This window comes from Streptomyces sp. NBC_01341 (assembly GCF_035946055.1).
In the GTDB taxonomy this organism is placed as follows: Bacteria; Actinomycetota; Actinomycetes; order Streptomycetales; family Streptomycetaceae; genus Streptomyces.
In genome coordinates this window covers 3,148,325-3,165,745 of sequence record NZ_CP108364.1, presented here as the reverse complement: position 1 = coordinate 3,165,745, position 17,421 = coordinate 3,148,325, and the positions used below count along the sequence as shown (strand labels likewise).

At 71.4% G+C, this 17,421-nt stretch carries 16 protein-coding genes; 5 read left to right on the top strand and 11 right to left on the bottom strand.

Annotated elements, in window-relative coordinates:
* Window positions 1–116: 116 nt before the first annotated feature.
* The 4 genes from OG206_RS13745 to OG206_RS13730 all read left to right on the top strand — a co-directional run bounded on the left by OG206_RS13745 (window position 117) and on the right by OG206_RS13730 (window position 4,169).
* Window positions 117–1,346 (top strand): LolA family protein, encoded by a 1,230-nt coding sequence (locus OG206_RS13745; RefSeq protein ID WP_327115782.1) that lies wholly within the window; start codon window positions 117–119, stop codon window positions 1,344–1,346.
* 124 nt (window positions 1,347–1,470) lie between these two features.
* Window positions 1,471–2,457, top strand: a complete 987-nt coding sequence (locus OG206_RS13740; protein WP_327115780.1) for an ABC transporter ATP-binding protein — start codon at window positions 1,471–1,473, stop codon at window positions 2,455–2,457.
* On the top strand, window positions 2,444–3,325 hold the full coding sequence (locus OG206_RS13735; protein ID WP_327115778.1) for an ABC transporter permease: 882 nt from the start codon (window positions 2,444–2,446) through the stop codon (window positions 3,323–3,325). The genes OG206_RS13740 and OG206_RS13735 overlap by 14 nt, the downstream gene beginning before the upstream one ends.
* A gap of 208 nt (window positions 3,326–3,533) precedes the next feature.
* Window positions 3,534–4,169 carry a TetR/AcrR family transcriptional regulator gene (locus OG206_RS13730; RefSeq protein WP_327115776.1) on the top strand — a complete coding sequence of 212 codons (636 nt, stop codon included), beginning with the start codon at window positions 3,534–3,536 and terminating at the stop codon, window positions 4,167–4,169.
* 25 nt (window positions 4,170–4,194) lie between these two features.
* On the opposite strand, the gene OG206_RS13725 is transcribed toward OG206_RS13730, so the two are convergent.
* The 6 genes from OG206_RS13725 to OG206_RS13700 all read right to left on the bottom strand — a co-directional run bounded on the left by OG206_RS13725 (window position 4,195) and on the right by OG206_RS13700 (window position 9,827).
* Window positions 4,195–5,004, bottom strand: a complete 810-nt coding sequence (locus tag OG206_RS13725) for an HAD family hydrolase (protein WP_327115773.1) — start codon at window positions 5,002–5,004, stop codon at window positions 4,195–4,197.
* Between the two features lie 65 nt (window positions 5,005–5,069).
* On the bottom strand, window positions 5,070–5,519 hold the full coding sequence (locus OG206_RS13720; RefSeq protein ID WP_327115771.1) for a VOC family protein: 450 nt from the start codon (window positions 5,517–5,519) through the stop codon (window positions 5,070–5,072).
* Window positions 5,520–5,664: 145 nt separating this feature from the next.
* Window positions 5,665–6,114, bottom strand: coding sequence for a hypothetical protein (locus OG206_RS13715; protein WP_327115769.1), 450 nt, complete (start codon window positions 6,112–6,114; stop codon window positions 5,665–5,667).
* 12 nt (window positions 6,115–6,126) lie between these two features.
* Complete coding sequence (locus OG206_RS13710) at window positions 6,127–7,749, bottom strand: FAD-dependent monooxygenase (protein WP_327115767.1); 1,623 nt, start codon at window positions 7,747–7,749, stop codon at window positions 6,127–6,129.
* 89 nt (window positions 7,750–7,838) lie between these two features.
* Window positions 7,839–8,849 carry an EamA family transporter RarD gene (rarD, locus tag OG206_RS13705; protein ID WP_327115765.1) on the bottom strand — a complete coding sequence of 337 codons (1,011 nt, stop codon included), beginning with the start codon at window positions 8,847–8,849 and terminating at the stop codon, window positions 7,839–7,841.
* A 117-nt stretch (window positions 8,850–8,966) separates the two neighbouring features.
* Window positions 8,967–9,827, bottom strand: a complete 861-nt coding sequence (locus OG206_RS13700) for an SDR family oxidoreductase (protein WP_327115763.1) — start codon at window positions 9,825–9,827, stop codon at window positions 8,967–8,969.
* A 128-nt stretch (window positions 9,828–9,955) separates the two neighbouring features.
* On the opposite strand from OG206_RS13700, the gene OG206_RS13695 reads away from it, so the two are divergent.
* Window positions 9,956–10,360 carry a winged helix-turn-helix transcriptional regulator gene (locus tag OG206_RS13695; RefSeq protein WP_327115761.1) on the top strand — a complete coding sequence of 135 codons (405 nt, stop codon included), beginning with the start codon at window positions 9,956–9,958 and terminating at the stop codon, window positions 10,358–10,360.
* Window positions 10,361–10,367: 7 nt separating this feature from the next.
* On the opposite strand, the gene OG206_RS13690 is transcribed toward OG206_RS13695, so the two are convergent.
* The 5 genes from OG206_RS13690 to OG206_RS13670 form a co-directional block, all read right to left on the bottom strand.
* Complete coding sequence (locus tag OG206_RS13690) at window positions 10,368–11,426, bottom strand: 2-oxoacid:ferredoxin oxidoreductase subunit beta (RefSeq protein WP_327115759.1); 1,059 nt, start codon at window positions 11,424–11,426, stop codon at window positions 10,368–10,370.
* Entirely contained in the window at window positions 11,419–13,374 is a 1,956-nt protein-coding gene (locus OG206_RS13685; protein ID WP_327115757.1) for a 2-oxoacid:acceptor oxidoreductase subunit alpha, read from the bottom strand. The genes OG206_RS13690 and OG206_RS13685 overlap by 8 nt, the downstream gene beginning before the upstream one ends.
* Window positions 13,375–13,656: 282 nt before the next feature.
* A complete protein-coding gene (locus OG206_RS13680; RefSeq protein ID WP_327122265.1) occupies window positions 13,657–14,316 on the bottom strand; it encodes a response regulator transcription factor in 660 nt (219 codons plus the stop codon).
* A gap of 211 nt (window positions 14,317–14,527) precedes the next feature.
* Window positions 14,528–15,883: a sensor histidine kinase gene (locus OG206_RS13675; RefSeq protein WP_327115755.1), complete on the bottom strand. Its 1,356-nt coding sequence runs from the start codon at window positions 15,881–15,883 to the stop codon at window positions 14,528–14,530.
* Window positions 15,884–16,076: 193 nt separating this feature from the next.
* Window positions 16,077–17,264: a sensor histidine kinase gene (locus OG206_RS13670; protein ID WP_327115753.1), complete on the bottom strand. Its 1,188-nt coding sequence runs from the start codon at window positions 17,262–17,264 to the stop codon at window positions 16,077–16,079.
* Window positions 17,265–17,421: the final 157 nt, after the last annotated feature.

Sequence of the window (17,421 nt, the reverse complement as noted above, 5' to 3'; positions counted from 1 at the left end):
CGCCGTATTTGGTCAGATGGACAACAACCACTCCTGACCACATCGGGTGAGAATGGCGGCGGGGAGTGGACGAGTGCAACGCGATGGCAGCCGCCGACCACGGAGGTAGAGCACACATGGCACCGAACGACAGCGCGGAGACCAACGGCGAGGCCACGGGGACTGTCGTGGGCCGCCGGAAGAAGGCGCGCTACATCGTCCCGTTCGCGGTGGCGGGAGTAGCGGCCGCGACGATCGGGCTCGTCCCGGCGCTCGCCGCGTCCGGCGACCCGGAACTGCCGGACATCACGGCGCAGGAGCTCATCGAGAAGATCGCCGCGTCGGACCAGGAGCAGCTGTCCGGCACGATGAAGATCAGCACCGACCTCGGAATCCCCTCGCTCGGCGGTATCGCGAGCAGTTTCGCGCCGGACGCGGGCGGCGGGGACGCGAGTGCCGCGCCCGAGAGCAAGCTGATGGAGCTGGCGTCCGGGACGCACACGCTCCGGGTGGCCGCAGACGGACCCGACCGGCAGCGCCTGTCCATCCTCGGAGAGGGCTCCGAGTACAGCCTCGTCCACAACGGGGACGACGTCTGGGGCTACGACAGCGAGAGCAACGAGGTCTACCACGCGAAGTCCGAGGGGGCCGAGCGGCCGGGCGGGAAGCACAAGGCGCCCAAGGGCGTCCCCGCCACGCCGAAGGAGCTCGCCGAGGAGGCCCTCGCCGCCGCGGACGACACCACGTCCGTCTCGGTCGACGGCACGGCACAGGTGGCGGGGCGCGACGCGTACCAGCTGCTGATCAAGCCGAAGCAGTCCGGTTCGACGATCGGGTCCGTCAGGGTGGCCGTCGACTCGGCGACCGGCGTGCCGCTGAAGTTCACGCTGGCCACGAGCTCCGGTGGCAAGGCCGCCGTCGATGCCGGCTTCACGAAGGTCGACTTCTCGAAGCCCGACGCGTCCTCCTTCTCCTTCACCCCGCCGAAGGGCGCGAAGGTCACCGAGGCCGACGAGATGAAGGACGGGGCCGGGAGGAACGGTGCGGCCGGCAAGGCGCCGAAGGACCTCGGAGCGCTGGAGGGCTTCAAGGGCCTCGACGTGATCGGCCAGGGCTGGAACGCCGTCGCCGAGATCGACGTCCCGGGCGGCGCCGGGCTCCCCGCCCAGGGCTCCGGTTCCGGTGACATGCCGGCGCAGGCCCAGCAGTTCCTCGACGCCCTCGGCGACAAGGTCACCGGCGACTTCGGCTCGGGCACGGTCTTCAAGACGCGCCTGGTCAACGCCCTCATGACGGACGACGGCAAGGTCTACGTCGGCGCCGTCACCCAGGACACCCTGGTGAAGGCGGCCGACGCCGCCGAGTAGGACGCCCCGGTGACGGCGGACGACACCGCCGGGCCGTGCACACGCAGGGCCCCCGCCCCGCCGTACGCTCCGTACGGCGGGGCGGATCCGTTGCACGGCGGGGTACGAGGACCCGGGAGGGCGCATGACCGACACAGCGGCCGCGACGGCGCGGCCGGACACGGGGCCCTGGCCCGGGACCGTGATCGCGACGCACGGGCTCACCAAGCGCTACCGGGGCGGCCAGTTGGCGGTCGACGGGCTCGACCTCACGGTCCCCGCCGGCAGCGTCTTCGGCTTCCTGGGGCCCAACGGCTCGGGCAAGACCACGACGATCCGGATGCTCATGGGCCTCATCGCCCCCACGTCCGGCACCGCCCACGTTCTGGGCCGCCCCATGCCGGAGGCGGGCCGCGCCGTGCTTCCGCACGTCGGGGCGCTCATCGAGGGGCCCGCCCTGTACGGGTTCCTGACGGGCCGTGACAACCTCCTCCGCTTCGACTCCGCCGACCCGGCGGCCGACCCGCGCACCAGACGGGCGCGGGTGGACGGCGCGCTGGAGCGGGTCGGTCTCGCCGCCGTCGGCGGGAAGAGGGCCAAGGCGTACTCGCTGGGGATGAAGCAGCGTCTCGGGCTGGCCGCCGCGCTGCTCCGGCCGCGCAGACTCCTCGTGCTGGACGAGCCGACGAACGGCCTCGACCCGCAGGGCATGCGAGAGGTCCGCGCTCTCGTCCGCGAACTGGCGGCGGAGGGCACCACCGTCTTCCTCTCCTCCCACCTGCTCGACGAGATCGAGCAGGTCTGCACGCACGCGGCGGTCATGGCCCGGGGCCGGCTGGCCGTCCAGGGCCCCGTCGCCGAGCTCGCCGCCGGCGCCCGGGGCCGTCTCGCCGTGACCACCCCCGACGCGGGTGACGCCGCGCGCATCCTCACGGAGCACGGGGCGACCGGCGTCACGGCCGACGGGGACCGGGTGAGCGCCGACGCGCCGCCGGCCGACGTCGACCTCGCGGACGTCAACGAGACCCTGGTGCGCGGCGGTGTACGGGTGCGCGCCTTCGGCGTCGAACGTGCCTCGCTGGAGGACGCCTTCGTCGCACTCACCGGAGAGGGATTCGATGTCGCAGGCTGAACTCACGGCGGTTCCCGCGTCCAGCGAACCGCGGCGCGCGCTGTGGACCCTGGGGATCCTCCGCTCCGAACTGACCGTCACCCTGTGCCGCCGGCGCACCCTGGCCCTGCTCGGTGTGCTGGCCGCCGTCCCCGTGCTCGTGGGGGTCGCCGTGCGGATCGAGACGGGCGACGGCACGACCGGGGGCCCGGGGGGCGGGCCGGCGTTCCTCTCGCAGATCACGAACAACGGGCTGTTCCTCGTCTTCGCCGCGCTCTCCGTGACGCTTCCGGTCTTCCTGCCGATGGCGGTCGGTGTCGTCGCCGGCGACTCGGTCGCGGGAGAGGCGGGCGGTGGCACCCTGCGCTACCTGCTGGTCGCCCCGGCCGGCCGGACCCGGCTGCTGCTCGCGAAGTACGCGTCGGTGCTGGTGTTCTGCCTGGTCGCCACCCTCGTCGTCGCGGTGTCGGCGCTCGTGACGGGAGCCCTGCTCTTCCCCGTCGGCGAGGTCACGACGATCTCAGGGACGCGGATCGGATTCGGCGAGGGACTCGTGCGGGCCGCACTGATCGCGCTCGCCGTGGCGGTGTCACTCGTCGGCTTCGCGGCTCTGGGGCTGTTCGTCTCCACGCTCACCGACAGCGGGATCGCGGCGATGGCGGCCACGGTCGGGGTGCTCATCACCGTACAGATCCTGGACACGATGCCGCAGCTGCACGGGATCCATCCGTATCTCTTCCCGCACTACTGGCCGTCCTTCTCGGACCTGCTGCGCGACCCGGTCTACTGGGACGAGATGGTCAGGAACCTCGGCCTGCAGGCGCTGTACGCCGCGGTGTTCGGCTCGGCGGCATGGGCGCGCTTCACGACGAGGGACATCAGCGTCTGAGGCAGTGCCCCCGGGCCAGGTACGGACCGTCCGCGCCGTCGGCCGGTCGAGCCGTCCCCCGATCGGCTCGTCGCGGCCCGAACGGCACGAACGGTGCGGTACACGGAACGTCACGACACGGTACGTTCCGTTTCCAGCCAGGTCATTGTTCGACTTTTGGCGACGACCTGTCAACAAGCGGTGGGCGGAATCCCCCTATGCTCACCGAATGATCACATCGCAGAGTTCCCTGCGCCGCAGCGAGAGATCACGACGGGCGACGCTGGACGCCGCTCTGGAGCTGTGCGCGGAGAAGGGCTACGGCCGGGTCACCATCGAGGCCATCGCGGCCCGCGCCGGTGTGAGCAAGAAGACCATCTACCGCTGGTGGCCGTCCAAGGGTGCGGTGATGCTGGAGGCGTTCACCGAGGTCTTCGTCGGCGCCACGCCCTTTGTCGACACCGGTGACATCGTTGCCGACCTGCGGACCCACATCGACGGCGCGGTACGGATGGCCTCCACGCCGCCGTACGGCCCCGTCTACGCGGGCATCCTGTCGGAGCTGCACGACGACGAGGTGCTGGCGCGCGCCGTCCGCGAACAGCTCGTCGATCCGCGCTTCGACGCCGCCGTGCAGCGCCTGCGCCGGGCCCAGGAACAGGGGCAGGTCCCGGCGGGCGCCGACCTCCCGCTCGTGGTGGAGCTGCTCTACGGCCCGCTCTACTACCGGAACCTGCTGCGGAAGCCGCCGATGGACGGGGCGAGGGTGGCGACCCTCGTGGCCCACGTCCTGAAGTCCGTGGGGGCCGAGGTGGAGAGTGCCGCTCCCCGCTCCCCGGACGGCGGCGCCCCCGTCGGCGGCTGACGGAGCGGCGCGGAGCGACAGGCTCTCAGGCGAACAGGCGCTCCAGGACCACCGCCACCCCGTCGTCGTCGTTGGAGAGCGTGATCTCGTCGGCGGCGGCCCTGAGCTCCGGGTGCCCGCCCGCCATCGCCACCCGGTGGCCGGAGATCCGGAACATCGGCAGGTCGTTGGGCATGTCGCCGAACGCCACCGCGCCCGCCGGGTCACGGCCGAGCAGTTCCCCGGCGAGGGTGACCCCGGTGCCCTTGTCCACGCCGAACGGCGCCATCTCCACCGTGCCCGGCCCCGCCATGGTGACGGACGCCAGGTCGCCCACGGCTCCGCGGGCGGCCGCCGCCAGTTCGTCGTCCGTCAGTTCCGGGTGGCGTATCAGGACCTTGATGACCGGCGCCGCCCACAGCTCGGAGCGCCGGCCGGTCCGCCGGGCGGGGAGCGAGGGGTGCGGCATGCGGTACCCCGGTTCCATCAGCGTCCGGCCGTCCGGCCCGTCCTGGTCCACCGCGGCGAACACCTGCCCCACCTCGGCCTCGATCTTGCCGAGCGCGGTGTCGGCCAGCTCCCGGTCCAGCGTCACCGACCTCAGCATGCGGGCCGCCCCCGCGTCGTAGACCTGCGCGCCCTGCCCGCAGACCACGAGGCCGTCGTAGCCGAGGTCGGCGAGCAGGGCGCGTATTCCGGGAACAGGACGGCCCGTGACGATCAGATGCCGTGCGCCGGCCGACGCCGCGCGGGCGAGGGCGGCGCGGGACCGGGGACTCACGGTGTCGTCGGTGCGCAGCAGCGTCCCGTCGAGATCCGTGGCGACGAGGGTGTATGCGGCGGGTGGCGTGAACATGAGGTCAGCCTAGAGAGATCGCCTCTCAGCCGTGCGCCGCTGACCTGCGCGGACGGTGTGCGGGATCAGTGCACGCAGAACTCGTTGCCTTCGGGGTCCAGGAGCACCTGCCACGAGCCGCCCGGTTCGTCCACGATCCGCAGCACGCTCGCACCCAGCCCCACGAGCCGCTCCACCTCCGCCTCGCGCTGTCCGGGAGCCGTGTGGACGTCCAGGTGGAGGCGGTTCTTCACCGTCTTCGGCTCGGGGACGCGCTGGAAGAGCAGCCGGCGTCCGAGACCGGTCCCGCTCTTCTCGTCGTACGGATCGTCCGGGTGCCGTACGGCGACGAGATCGCGCCAGGCCCGGCGCCCGTGCGGCTCCACCGTGCTGGACTCGGGCACCGCCCCGACGGCGAGCAGCTCCTCGATCAGGGCGCTGTTGTCCTCGACGAGGTAACCGAGGGTCTCGGCCCAGAAGTCGGCCTGGGCGTGCGGCTCTGCCGCGTCGATGACGACTTTCCAGTGCAGGGTCATGGAAACCGGTTGTACTGCTTGCGTGATTGGCTCGGCAACGGGCTCGCCGGAACCGGGACTTGTTCTCCGTACACCGAGGGGCCGCGTCATCCGTTTCGACCCCCGGCGAGGCTCCCGGGGTGACGGGACGGCCGGCCGGCGGCCCTCAGCGCGGCGAGCAGGTGGCGCAGGCGTGGCCGCCGAGCGACGCCAGCAGTTCCCCGGCCGCGGCGCGCACCGCGGGGTCGCTGTCCCCGGCCAGCCGCTCGGCCGTCGTCCGCCCGGCCAGGACCGCCAGATGCGCGTCCCTGGTCCACCCCGGCTGGTGGGCGTGACCGCCGGCGAGGATCGTCCCCAGCAGGCCGAGCACGCCCACCCGCTCCTTCACGGTTTCCCTGGCGGCGAGTTCCCACAGGAACGGCACCGTGGCCACCGTCGCGTCGAACACCGCCATCGCGGCTATCCACCGCCCCAGGTCGTTGAGCGCGTCCTCGGCCGATTCGCTGTCACCCCAGGCGATGCGCGACAGCATGCCGGGCACCTGGGAGGCGGAGCCCTGAGCGTGGCGCAGCTCATGCCACCGGACGTGCCTCATGTCCCCCAGGATCGTCCCCATCCGGGCACTCAATCAGCCTTTGGGCGCCCCGTCCACCATGCCTTCCGCACTCGTCGGATCCGGCTGAGCCGCCCCGTCCAGCACGTCCAGATACCGCCGCACCGCGTCGTGTTCGTCCGCTCCCGCGATCAGCCCGACGTGGTTGTCGGGGCGGATCACGACGACGGTGTCCTCGACCGCGCCGTAAGCGGTGCGGGCGAGCCCTTTCCGGTCGTGCAGGGCGTCGGGGCCGGCCGCCGCCGTCTCGGCGCCGGTCGCCCCGGCGTCGTACACCCGGCAGGTCCGGACGGCGTCGCCGTGCGCCTCCCGGACCCGGCGCAGTGTCCCCTCCGAGGCGGGCCCGAAGCCCAGCACGGTGATGTGCGGTCCGGCGAAGGCGCGGAAGAGGCGGGTGGGCGTCCCGGTCCTCGCGTGGTGGCAGGGGGCGTCGGGGGCGCGGTCTCCGGACCGCAGCTCGCCGTCGCCACCGGGCGCGGCGAGGGAGCTCCAGCGGTACCCCCGGTCGAGCCCCGTCGTCTCCCGGGTGATCGCGCTGTCGAGTCCGCCGCCCGGTCGCCGGATCGCCTCCAGCGTGGCCCGCAGCCGGTCCGATGTGATGTCCAGCGTCCACGCGGCGACCGGCAGGCGTTCCTCCTCGTAGGTGTCCAGCAGCGCCGGCTCCGCCCGGCCGCGCAGCACCTGGGCGAGCTTCCACCCCAGGTTGTAGGCGTCCTGGATGCCGGTGTTCATGCCGAGACCGCCGGCGATCGCGTGCACATGGGCGGCGTCCCCGGCCAGGAAGACCCGGCCCACCCGGAAGCGCCCGGCCATGCGGACGTTGACGCGGTACGTCGAGAGCAGCGTGGCCTCGGTGAGGTGGGCGCCCGGAAGCCGGGTGTGCCGGGTGAAGAGCCGCCGGAAGCCGTCAGGGGAGGGGGCGAGCGGGGCGCCGGAAGGGTCACGCTCCGGTCCCGCCTGGAACCACCAGCCGGTCCGGCTGCCGGGGACGGGGCAGAGCATGACCGCTCCGTCCGCGTCGAACCACTGGTGCCAGAGGCCCCGGTCCAGGACGCCCGGGGTGATCTCGACATCCCCGCAGACCATCACCTGTTCCTCGTCGGTCTTCCCGTCGAAGGGGATCCCGAGCAGTTTCCGCACGCGGCTGTGGGCGCCGTCGCAGCCCACCGCGTAGCGTGCCCGGGTCCGGGAGCCGTCGGCGTACGTGACGTTCACCCCGTCCCCGTCCCCGTCCTCGTCGAGGCCCACGACCTCGGTGCCGGTGGCGACGGAGACCCCGAGGGTGGAGAGGCGGTCGCGGAGGATCTCCTCCAGCCGCCACTGGGCGATCAGTCTGCCCCGGTCGTACGGCGCGTCCGGCGTCGGTGCGGAGTCCGCGTACGGGTCGGCGTCGGCGACGGGCACGCCGTCGCGGTACTTGCGCATCGGGAGCGGCGCCGAGCCCGCGTCGAGCACCTCCCGTACGACCCCCAGGTCCTCCAGTACCTCCAGGGAACGGGGGTTGGGGCCCTTGGCCCGCGAGCTGCGCGGGTGCTCAGGGGACTTGTCCACGACGCGCACGGCGATGCCCCGCCGTGCGAGGTCGCAGGCCAGCGTCAGTCCGGTCGGGCCCGCGCCCGCGATCAGTACGTCGGTCATGCCTGCTCCTCGGTCGTGTCGTCCTGAGGAGAGGAAAACGCAACCGAGTCAAAAAAGCAACCGAGTAACTTTTCTTCGGGGCGGGTCCTTCAGGGAGCCGGAGTCCGGTCGGGGGCAGTCGCTCCGGCGCCCTTGGCCGGCGGGCGGGCGGGGTCCGCGCCCAGGGGCGGCCCCGCCTGGGCCGCCTGCACGGCGAGGCGCAGTGCCTCGGCCCTCGTGCGGCGGGCCGTCCGCAGCGCGTCCCAGGTCAGCAGCACCAGCGCCACCCAGACCAGCCCGAAGCCGGCCCACCGCTCGGGAGGCATCTCCTCGTGGAAGTACAGGATGCCGAGCCCGAACTGGAACACCGGCGCCAGATACTGCAGCAGGCCCAGCACGGACAGCGGGACCCGGATGGCGGCGGCGCCGAAGCAGACGAGCGGGATCGCGGTGACGATGCCCGTCGCGGCGAGCAGGGCGCCGTGCCCGCCGCCGCCGGCCAGGAACGTGGCGTCGCCGCGCACTCCCAGCCACACCAGGAAGCCGGACGCGGGCACGAAGAGCACGGCGGTCTCGGCGGCCAGGGACTCCAGGCCCCCCATGCCGACCTTCTTCTTCAGCAGTCCGTACGTCGCGAACGAGAACGCCAGCACCAGGGAGATCCACGGCGGCTGCCCGTAGCCGATCGCCAGCACCAGCACCGCGGCGAAGCCGGTGGCCACGGCGGTCCACTGTGCGGGCCGCAGTCGCTCGCCGAGCAGCAGGACGCCCATGGCGATGGTGACCAGCGGGTTGATGAAGTAGCCGAGGGACGCCTCGACGACGTGGCCGTTGTTGACGGACCAGATGTAGAGGCCCCAGTTGACCGAGATCACCGCGGCGGCGACCGCTATCAGTCCCAGCGTCCTGGGCCGGCGCAGCAGCTTGCCGATCCACGCCCAGCGGCGCAGGGCCAGCAGCGCGATCCCGACGACACCCAGCGACCAGACCATCCGGTGGGCGAGGATCTCCACCGCTCCCGACGGCTCCAGCAACGGCCAGAAGAGGGGCACGAGGCCCCACATCCCGTACGCGCCGATTCCGTACAACAGGCCTGCGCGCTGCTCGTTCTTCCCGTCCACGGGCCCTCCCCGGCGCTCCTTCGCCGGCGGTCGGCCGACTGCACGAAGGTAGCGCCGGGGGAGGCCCCGTGTCATTGCCGTCTCGCGGGAACGGTCGTGACAGGGTACGGGGCCGGGTCAGGCGGTGGCCACCGCGGCGGCGATCGTCTCGGACGCCGGGGTCGTCGGCCGGCCGATCAGGCGCGCCAGGTCACCGCTGGTGCCGGCGAGCAGGCCGCGCCGGATGGCCTCGTCCACGTCCACGAGGATCTCGGCGAACGGTGCCGGGACGCCGGCGTCGACGAGGATCCCCTGGTGCGCGGCGGCGGACACCTCGGTGTAGACGATCTTCCGGCCCGTCGCCTCGGACACCATGGCGGCGTAATCGGCCAGTGACCAGGCGACGTCCCCGCTCAGCTCGTACGCCTCGCCGAGGTGGCCCTCGCCCGTCAGCACGGCGGCGGCCGCGTCCGCGAAGTCGGCCCGGGTGGCGGAGGCGACCCGGCCCTCGCCCGCGTTGCCGATGACGGCGCCGTGCTCCAGGACGGGGCCCAGGTTCGCCGTGTAGTTCTCGGTGTACCAGCCGTTGCGCAGGAAGGTGTAGGGGATGCCGGAGTCCAGGATCAGCTGCTCGGTCGCCTTGTGCTCGGCCGCCAGCAGGAAGTCCGCGTCCGGGCCGCCGAGCACGCCGGTGTAGGCCAGCTGCGCCACCCCTGCGGCCTTCGCGGCCTCGATCACGGCGGTGTGCTGCTCGACGCGCTTGCCGACCTCGCTGCCGGAGACCAGCAGGACCCGGTCGCCGGACCGGAACGCTCCGGAAAGGGTCTCGGGGTTGCTGTAGTCCGCGACGCGGATCTCGACGCCCCGGGTCGCGAGAGCGGCGGCCTTCTCCTTGCTGCGGACGACGGCCGCGACGGATTCCGCCGGGACGGTGGCGAGCAGCCGCTCGACGACGAGACGGCCGAGTGCCCCGGTTGCTCCGGTGACGACGATGCTCATGGTGTTCCTCCTGTGTGCCGCCCGGACGGCCGGGCGCATGCGCGGATCCCCGAACGCGGACTCCTGTCGCTCACCCTAGGAGGTGCACTTTCCAATCGAAAGTACCCACTTTGAAGTAAGGTACTGGCATGAGCGCCCGTTCCGCCGCACCCGCCACGGTCAACCAGCCGATGTGTCCCTCCAGGCTCGTCCTGGAACACGTCACCAGCCGCTGGGGCGTGCTGGTCCTCGCGGCACTGCTGGAGCGCTCCTACCGCTTCAGCGAGCTGCGCCGCACCGTCGGGGGCGTCAGCGAGAAGATGCTGGCCCAGACCCTGCAGACCCTGGAGCGCGACGGTTTCGTGCACCGCGATGCCAAGCCGGTCATCCCGCCGCGCGTGGACTACACCCTCACGCCGCTCGGCCAGGAGGCGGCGGAACAGGTCTGGGGACTGGCCCGGTGGGCCGAGCGGCGGGTCGACGCGGTCGAGGCGGCCCGCGAGGAATACGACGAGGCCCGGAGCCGGTCTGCTCCGGGCCTACCGCAGGCCTGACGGACGGTCAGCCCACCACCGTCCAGGTGTCGTTGCCCGCCAGGAGGGTGCTCAGATCCCCCTTGCCGTGCTGCTCGATCGCAACGTCGAGCTGGTCGGACATGAGCGCGTCGTAGACAGGGCGCTCCACGCTCCGCAGCACCCCGATGGGCGTGTGGTGGAGCGTGTCGGCGTCGGCCAGCCGGGACAGCGCGAAGGCGGTCGTCGGGCTGGGGTTGTGCGCGTCGTGGACGAGGATCCGGGACTGGTTCTCCTCCGTGACCGCGACGACGGCGAGATCGCCCGTCAGGGGGTCGCGGACGACGCCCTTGGCGCCATCGGCGCCGAACCGGATCGGCTTGCCGTGCTCCAGGCGGATCACGGCCTCCTCCGCCCGCTCCTTGTCCTTGAGCACCTCGAAGGCACCGTCGTTGAAGATGTTGCAGTTCTGGTAGATCTCCACCAGCGCGGTGCCCGGGTGGTCGGCGGCCGCGCGCAGCACGCTGGTGAGGTGCTTGCGGTCGGAGTCCACGGTCCGTGCGACGAAGGTCGCCTCCGCGCCCAGTGCGAGGGAGACCGGGTTGAAGGGCGCGTCGAGCGAGCCCATCGGCGTCGACTTGGTGATCTTCCCGACTTCGGACGTCGGACTGTACTGGCCCTTGGTGAGCCCGTAGATCCGATTGTTGAACAGCAGGATCTTGAGGTTCACGTTGCGCCGGAGCGCGTGGATGAGGTGGTTGCCGCCGATGGACAGCGCGTCGCCGTCACCGGTGACGACCCAGACGCTCAGGTCACGCCGCGAGGTGGCCAGCCCCGTCGCGATGGAAGGGGCGCGGCCGTGGATGGAGTGCATCCCGTACGTGTTCATGTAGTACGGGAAACGGGACGAGCAGCCGATGCCGGAGACGAACGTGATGTTCTCCCTGGCCAGCCCCAGGTCCGGCATGAAGCCCTGCACGGCCGCCAGGACCGCGTAGTCACCGCAGCCCGGGCACCAGCGCACCTCCTGGTCGGACTTGAAGTCCTTCATGGACTGCTTGCCCTCGGCCTTCGGGACCAGGTGGAGGAGTTCGTTGGTGTCAGGCATCAATGGCCTCCTTGAGGGCTGTGGCGAGCTGCTCGGCCTTGAAGGGCATTCCGTTGACCTGGGTGAAACTCCGCGCGTCCACGAGGTACTTGGCCCGGACGAGGGTGGCGAGCTGGCCGAGGTTCATCTCCGGGATCACGACCTTGTCGTAACGCCCCAGCACCTCACCGAGATTCCGCGGGAACGGGTTGAGGTGGCGCAGATGGGCCTGCGCGATGGTCTCGCCCGCCGCGCGGAGCCGCCGGACCGCCGCCGTGACGGGCCCGTACGTCGAGCCCCAGCCCAGGACCAGGGTGTCCGCGCCCGCCGGGTCGTCGACCTCCAGGTCGGGGACCACGATGCCGTCGACCTTCGCCTGGCGGGTGCGCACCATGAACTCGTGGTTGGCCGGATCGTAGGAGATGTTCCCCGAACCGTCCTGCTTCTCGATCCCGCCGATGCGGTGCTCCAGCCCCGGGGTGCCCGGCACGGCCCACGGGCGGGCCAGCGTCTCGGGGTCCCGCTTGTACGGCCAGAACACCTCCGTGCCGTCCGCGAGTTCGTGGTTCGGACCGGTCGCGAACTGCGTCCGCAGATCGGGGAGGCTGTCGGTCTCGGGGATACGCCACGGCTCGGAGCCGTTCGCCAGATAGCCGTCCGAGAGCAGGAACACCGGGGTCCGGTACGTCAGCGCGATCCGCGCGGCGTCCAGCGCCGCGTCGAAGCAGTCCGCCGGCGTCCTCGGCGCCACGATCGGCACCGGGGCCTCGCCGTTGCGCCCGTACATCGCCTGGAGCAGGTCGGCCTGCTCCGTCTTCGTCGGCAGGCCGGTGGAGGGGCCACCCCGCTGGATGTCGATGATCAGCAGCGGCAGCTCCAGGGACACCGCCAGGCCGATCGTCTCCGACTTCAGCGCGACACCGGGCCCCGACGTGGTCGTCACCCCCAGGGACCCGCCGAACGCGGCGCCGAGCGCCGCTCCGATCCCGGCGATCTCGTCCTCCGCCTGGAAGGTCCGGACACCGAAATTCTTGTGCCTGCTGAGCTCGTGCAGGATGTCGGACGCCGGAGTGATCGGATACGACCCCAGGTACAGCGGGAGATCCGCCTGCCGGGCCGCCGCGATCAGCCCGTACGACAGGGCGAGGTTCCCTGAGATATTGCGGTACGTGCCGGTCGGGAACGCCTTCGTCGCCGGTGCGACCTCGTACGAGACCGCGAAATCCTCCGTCGTCTCACCGAAATTCCAGCCCGCGCGGAATGCCGCCACATTCGCCTCGGCGATGTCGGGCTTCTTCGCGAACTTCGACCGGAGGAATGTCTCCGTCCCCTCGGTCGGACGGTTGTACATCCAGGAGAGGAGCCCCAGAGCGAACATGTTCTTCGACCGTTCGGCCTCCTTGCGGGAAAGGCCGAACTCCTTCAACGCCTCGATCGTCAAGGTCGTCAGCGGAACCGGATGCACGTTGTACGCCTCGAGCGATCCGTCCTCCAGAGGAGATTCGGAATATCCGACTTTCGCCATAGGGCGCTTGGTGAACTCATCCGTGTTCACGATGATGTCCGCCCCGCGCGGAACATCGGCGATATTCGCCTTGAGCGCGGCGGGATTCATCGCGACCAGCACGTTCGGCGCGTCGCCCGGAGTCAGGATGTCGTGGTCGGCGAAATGCAGCTGGAACGACGAGACCCCCGGCAGGGTACCGGCGGGTGCCCGGATCTCGGCCGGGAAGTTCGGCAGGGTCGACAGGTCGTTCCCGAACGACGCGGTCTCCGAGGTGAACCGGTCACCGGTCAGCTGCATGCCGTCCCCCGAATCACCCGCGAAACGGATGATCACACGGTCGAGACGGCGGATTTCCTTGTCGGTGGCGCCCGCACGATCGATATGCGGGGCGCGCTGCTCCGCGACGACGGGCTCGCTGGCCTCATCGGACTTTCCGGCTGGGCTACTGACCTGACTGGTCACTGAACTGGACCTCCCTCGGGGCGGCGGCTCGGGACCGGCCGGCCCGCCGGCGGTCCGCGCCCCACCCTACTTCTGTAAGGGTCGCCTTCCTCGGACCGTTCATATGGCGGACGCGTTTCCGGAACCCGAATTCGTCACGCTCCGCCATATTCCCCGCCCCCGGGTCGCTCGGTGAACGCCTCTGTGGCCCTCATCCTTTCGCCGGGGGCATGGGTCTCGCTTCACTGCGGGTGGATCGCCGGGATCATCACGGACGGATCATCCCGGAAAGATCGCCGTCTGTCAGGAGTTCAGATACGTGAGAACGGCCAGAACACGCCGGTGGTCACCGTCACTGGGTGACAGGCCCAGTTTCATGAAGATGTTGCTGACGTGCTTCTCCACCGCCCCGTCGCTCACCACCAGCTGCCGGGCGACGGCCGAATTCGTACGCCCTTCCGCCATCAGACCCAGGACCTCGCGCTCACGCGGAGTGAGCCCCGCGAGTACGTCCTGCTTCCGGCTGCGACCCAGCAGCTGCGCCACCACCTCGGGGTCCAGCGCGGTACCGCCCCGGGCCACCCGCACCACGGCGTCCACGAACTCCCGGACCTCCGCGACCCGGTCCTTGAGCAGATACCCCACCCCGCGACTGCTTCCGGCGAGCAGCTCGGTGGCGTACTGCTCCTCGACGTACTGGGAGAGCACCAGCACCCCGATCTGCGGGTAGTCCTTCCGCAGCCGCACGGCGGCGCGGACCCCCTCGTCGGTGTGGGTCGGCGGCATGCGCACGTCGGCGACCACCACGTCCGGGAGCGCGCCCTCGGCGGCGAGGTCACCCACCGTCTTCAGCAGCGCCTCGGCGTCACCCACCCCCGCGACGACGTCGTGCCCGAGATCCGTCAGCAGCCGGGTCAGCCCCTCCCGGAGCAGCACCGAGTCCTCGGCGATGACGACCCGCACTCTTTCCTCCACGGCCTTGCGTTCCCCACTGTCGGTGTTCCGTCGGTACGCCGCTGTGCGCGGTCCCTGTGTGTCCAGCATTCCAGCATCGGCGCCCCCGTGTGCCCCGGATCAGCGGTTCCGTCGCGGCACAGGGCGAGCCGCAGCGCCCCGGCCGCCGTGGTGGCGGCCGGGGCGCTGCGGCTGTGGCCCGCGCGCAGGACCCGTGCCCTCAGCCCCGCCAGGGGAGTTCGGCCGTGACCGTCGTCGGGCCGCCGGCGGGGGAGTCGACGACGAGGACGCCGTCGACCGCGTCCAGCCGCTCCGTCAGCCCGGCGAGACCGCTGCCCGCCGACACGTCCGCCCCGCCGTGTCCGTTGTCGGTGACCTGGAGCATGAGGCGGTCGGTGGTGCGCCAGACGTCGACGGTGGCGCGGGTGGCGCGGGCGTGTTTGCTGACGTTCTGGAGGAGTTCGGAGACGGTGAAGTAGGCGATGCCTTCGATGGCCTGGGCGGGTCGTGTGTCGAGGTCGACGGTGACGTCGACGGGGACGGTGCAGCGGGAGGCGATGGCGGAGAGTGCCGCGTCGAGGCCGCGGTCGGTGAGGACGGCGGGGTGGATGCCGCGGGCGAGGTCGCGGAGTTCCTGGAGGGCGACCTTGACCTCTCCGTGGGCTTCGTCGACCATGCGGGCGGCGGCTTCGGGGTCGTCGGTGAGTTTTTCCTTGGCGAGGCCGAGACCCATGGCGAGGGCGACGAGGCGTGCTTGTGCGCCGTCGTGGAGGTCGCGTTCGATGCGGCGCAGGTCCGCGGCGGCGGTGTCCACGACCACCCCCCGGTCCGACTCCAGCTCCGAGACGCGGGTCGCCAGCCGGGACGGACCGAGCAGCCCCCGCACCATCAGCCGGTCCACGGAGGCCAGGCCGCGGACGATCCACGGAGTGACGAGGACCAGCACCAGCCCGGCGGCGGCGGTGGCCGCCAGTTCGAGGGACGAGTCGAGATAGACCTGGTGCGTGCGGTCGCCGTACAGCTGGATGCCGTCGACGCCCACGAAGGCCGGGAAGACCCAGTGCCACAGCGGGTAGGTGAAAGCGGCCCAGCCGTACGTCCAGAACGTCACCGCGACGGCGAAGGCGAACACCGCCCACGGCATGTGCAGCAGCGCGTAGAGCAGATGCCGCCAGGACACCCCGCTCCTGAGCACCGCCCCGACCCAGGACATCAGTCCGCCGGTACGGCCGCGCACCGGGGCCGGGTCGGCGACGTCCAGTTTCAGCAGGCCGCGCGCCCGGCCCCGTTCCATCACGCCGAAGCCGCGGCACACGACCAGGCCGACGGCGAGTACCGGAATGCCGAGGAAGGTGATCAGCAAGCCCACACCCAGCGACGTCATGGTCACCGCGAAGCTGAACAGCACCACGCTGATCGGCAGACTCAGGACCAGATAGGCCAGCTCGCGCCAGATGCGGCCCTCGAACGGGGCACGCAGCGGCGCGGGCAGGAGGTGCTTCGCCGGCGGGTCGCCCCCCGGCCCGGCGGCGGGCCTGTGACGGTCCCGCGTGTCCGGTCCGTATGCCGTGGCCATCAGTGGCGTCCGTCCGTTTCTTCTGGGCGGGGACTCCCCGCGGGCCTGTACAGCGGCTGATGTACCAAGCGGCTGATGTAGCAAGACTGCTGTGCGGAGGGACCCCGCACCATGAGGGCGCTCTCCGTATCCGACAGGTGGTTTTCCCCACCCACGGATGGTCCGGGCGGGGACACGGGACCCGACTCAGGGGTCACGGCGCGACCGGGGTGTCCGCGAGGTCGCGCCAGGGCAGCTCCGCGGTCACCGTCGTCGGGCCGCCGGCGGGGGAGTCGACGACGAACAGTCCGTCGACCGCGCCCAGCCGCTCCGCCAGCCCCGACATCCCCGTACCTCCCTCCAGCCGTGCCCCGCCGTGTCCGTTGTCGGTGACCTGGAGCATGAGGCGGTCGGTGGTGCGCCAGACGTCGACGGTGGCGCGGGTGGCGCGGGCGTGTTTGCTGACGTTCTGGAGGAGTTCGGAGACGGTGAAGTAGGCGATGCCTTCGATGGCCTGGGCGGGTCGTGTGTCGAGGTCGACGGTGACGTCGACGGGGACGGTGCAGCGGGAGGCGATGGCGGAGAGTGCCGCGTCGAGGCCGCGGTCGGTGAGGACGGCGGGGTGGATGCCGCGGGCGAGGTCGCGGAGTTCCTGGAGGGCGACCTTGACCTCTCCGTGGGCTTCGTCGACCATGCGGGCGGCGGCTTCGGGGTCGTCGGTGAGTTTTTCCTTGGCGAGGCCGAGACCCATGGCGAGGGCGACGAGGCGTGCTTGTGCGCCGTCGTGGAGGTCGCGTTCGATGCGGCGCAGGTCCGCGGCGGCGGTGTCCACGACCACCCCCCGGTCCGACTCCAGCTCCTCGATCCGGCGTTCCAGCTCGTCCGAGGGCGAGAGCAGCGCCCGGACCATGGCCCGGTCGGCGTTCGTGAGACCCCGCGCGATGTACGGGAGCACCGGCCAGAGCACGAACAGGCTCACCAGCGTCACCGTGAACGTCGCCACCCCCCACGGCAGCCTGATGAACGAATACAGCAACGCCCGCCAGGCCACCGGATCCTTCAGCACCGACCACAGCCAGCTGAAGAACCCCCGCTCCCGGCGGCCGCGCACCACCGGGCTCGGTTCCTCGATCCGCACCCCGAGCATCCCCCGAGCCCGACCGCGTTCGGTCCGGCCGATCCCCCGCGCACCCTGCAGCCCCAGTGCGAGCAACGGCAGCCCGATCACGGTGACGGACAGCCCGGCGCCCACGCCGATCAGGAAGACGGTGTAGACGAACCCGGCGATCGCCACCGGAAGATTCGCCAGGAGATAGGCGATCTCCTTCCACGTCCACCGGTCGAAAGCGAAGCGCGCGGGCGGCGGCCGGTCGTCGTCCGGCGAGGAGGAACTCATGGTCATACACCCAGCGTGCCGGGCGGGACAGCCGCACGCCATGGGGTTCGTGGGTGAGGCGCGGTAGGGAAAACCCCACCCCCCGTCCGTAGGGGCCGCTCACCGTTCGTGCGAGGGGCCCCTCACCCTTTGTACGCATGCGTTGCTTACCGTCTCTTTAACA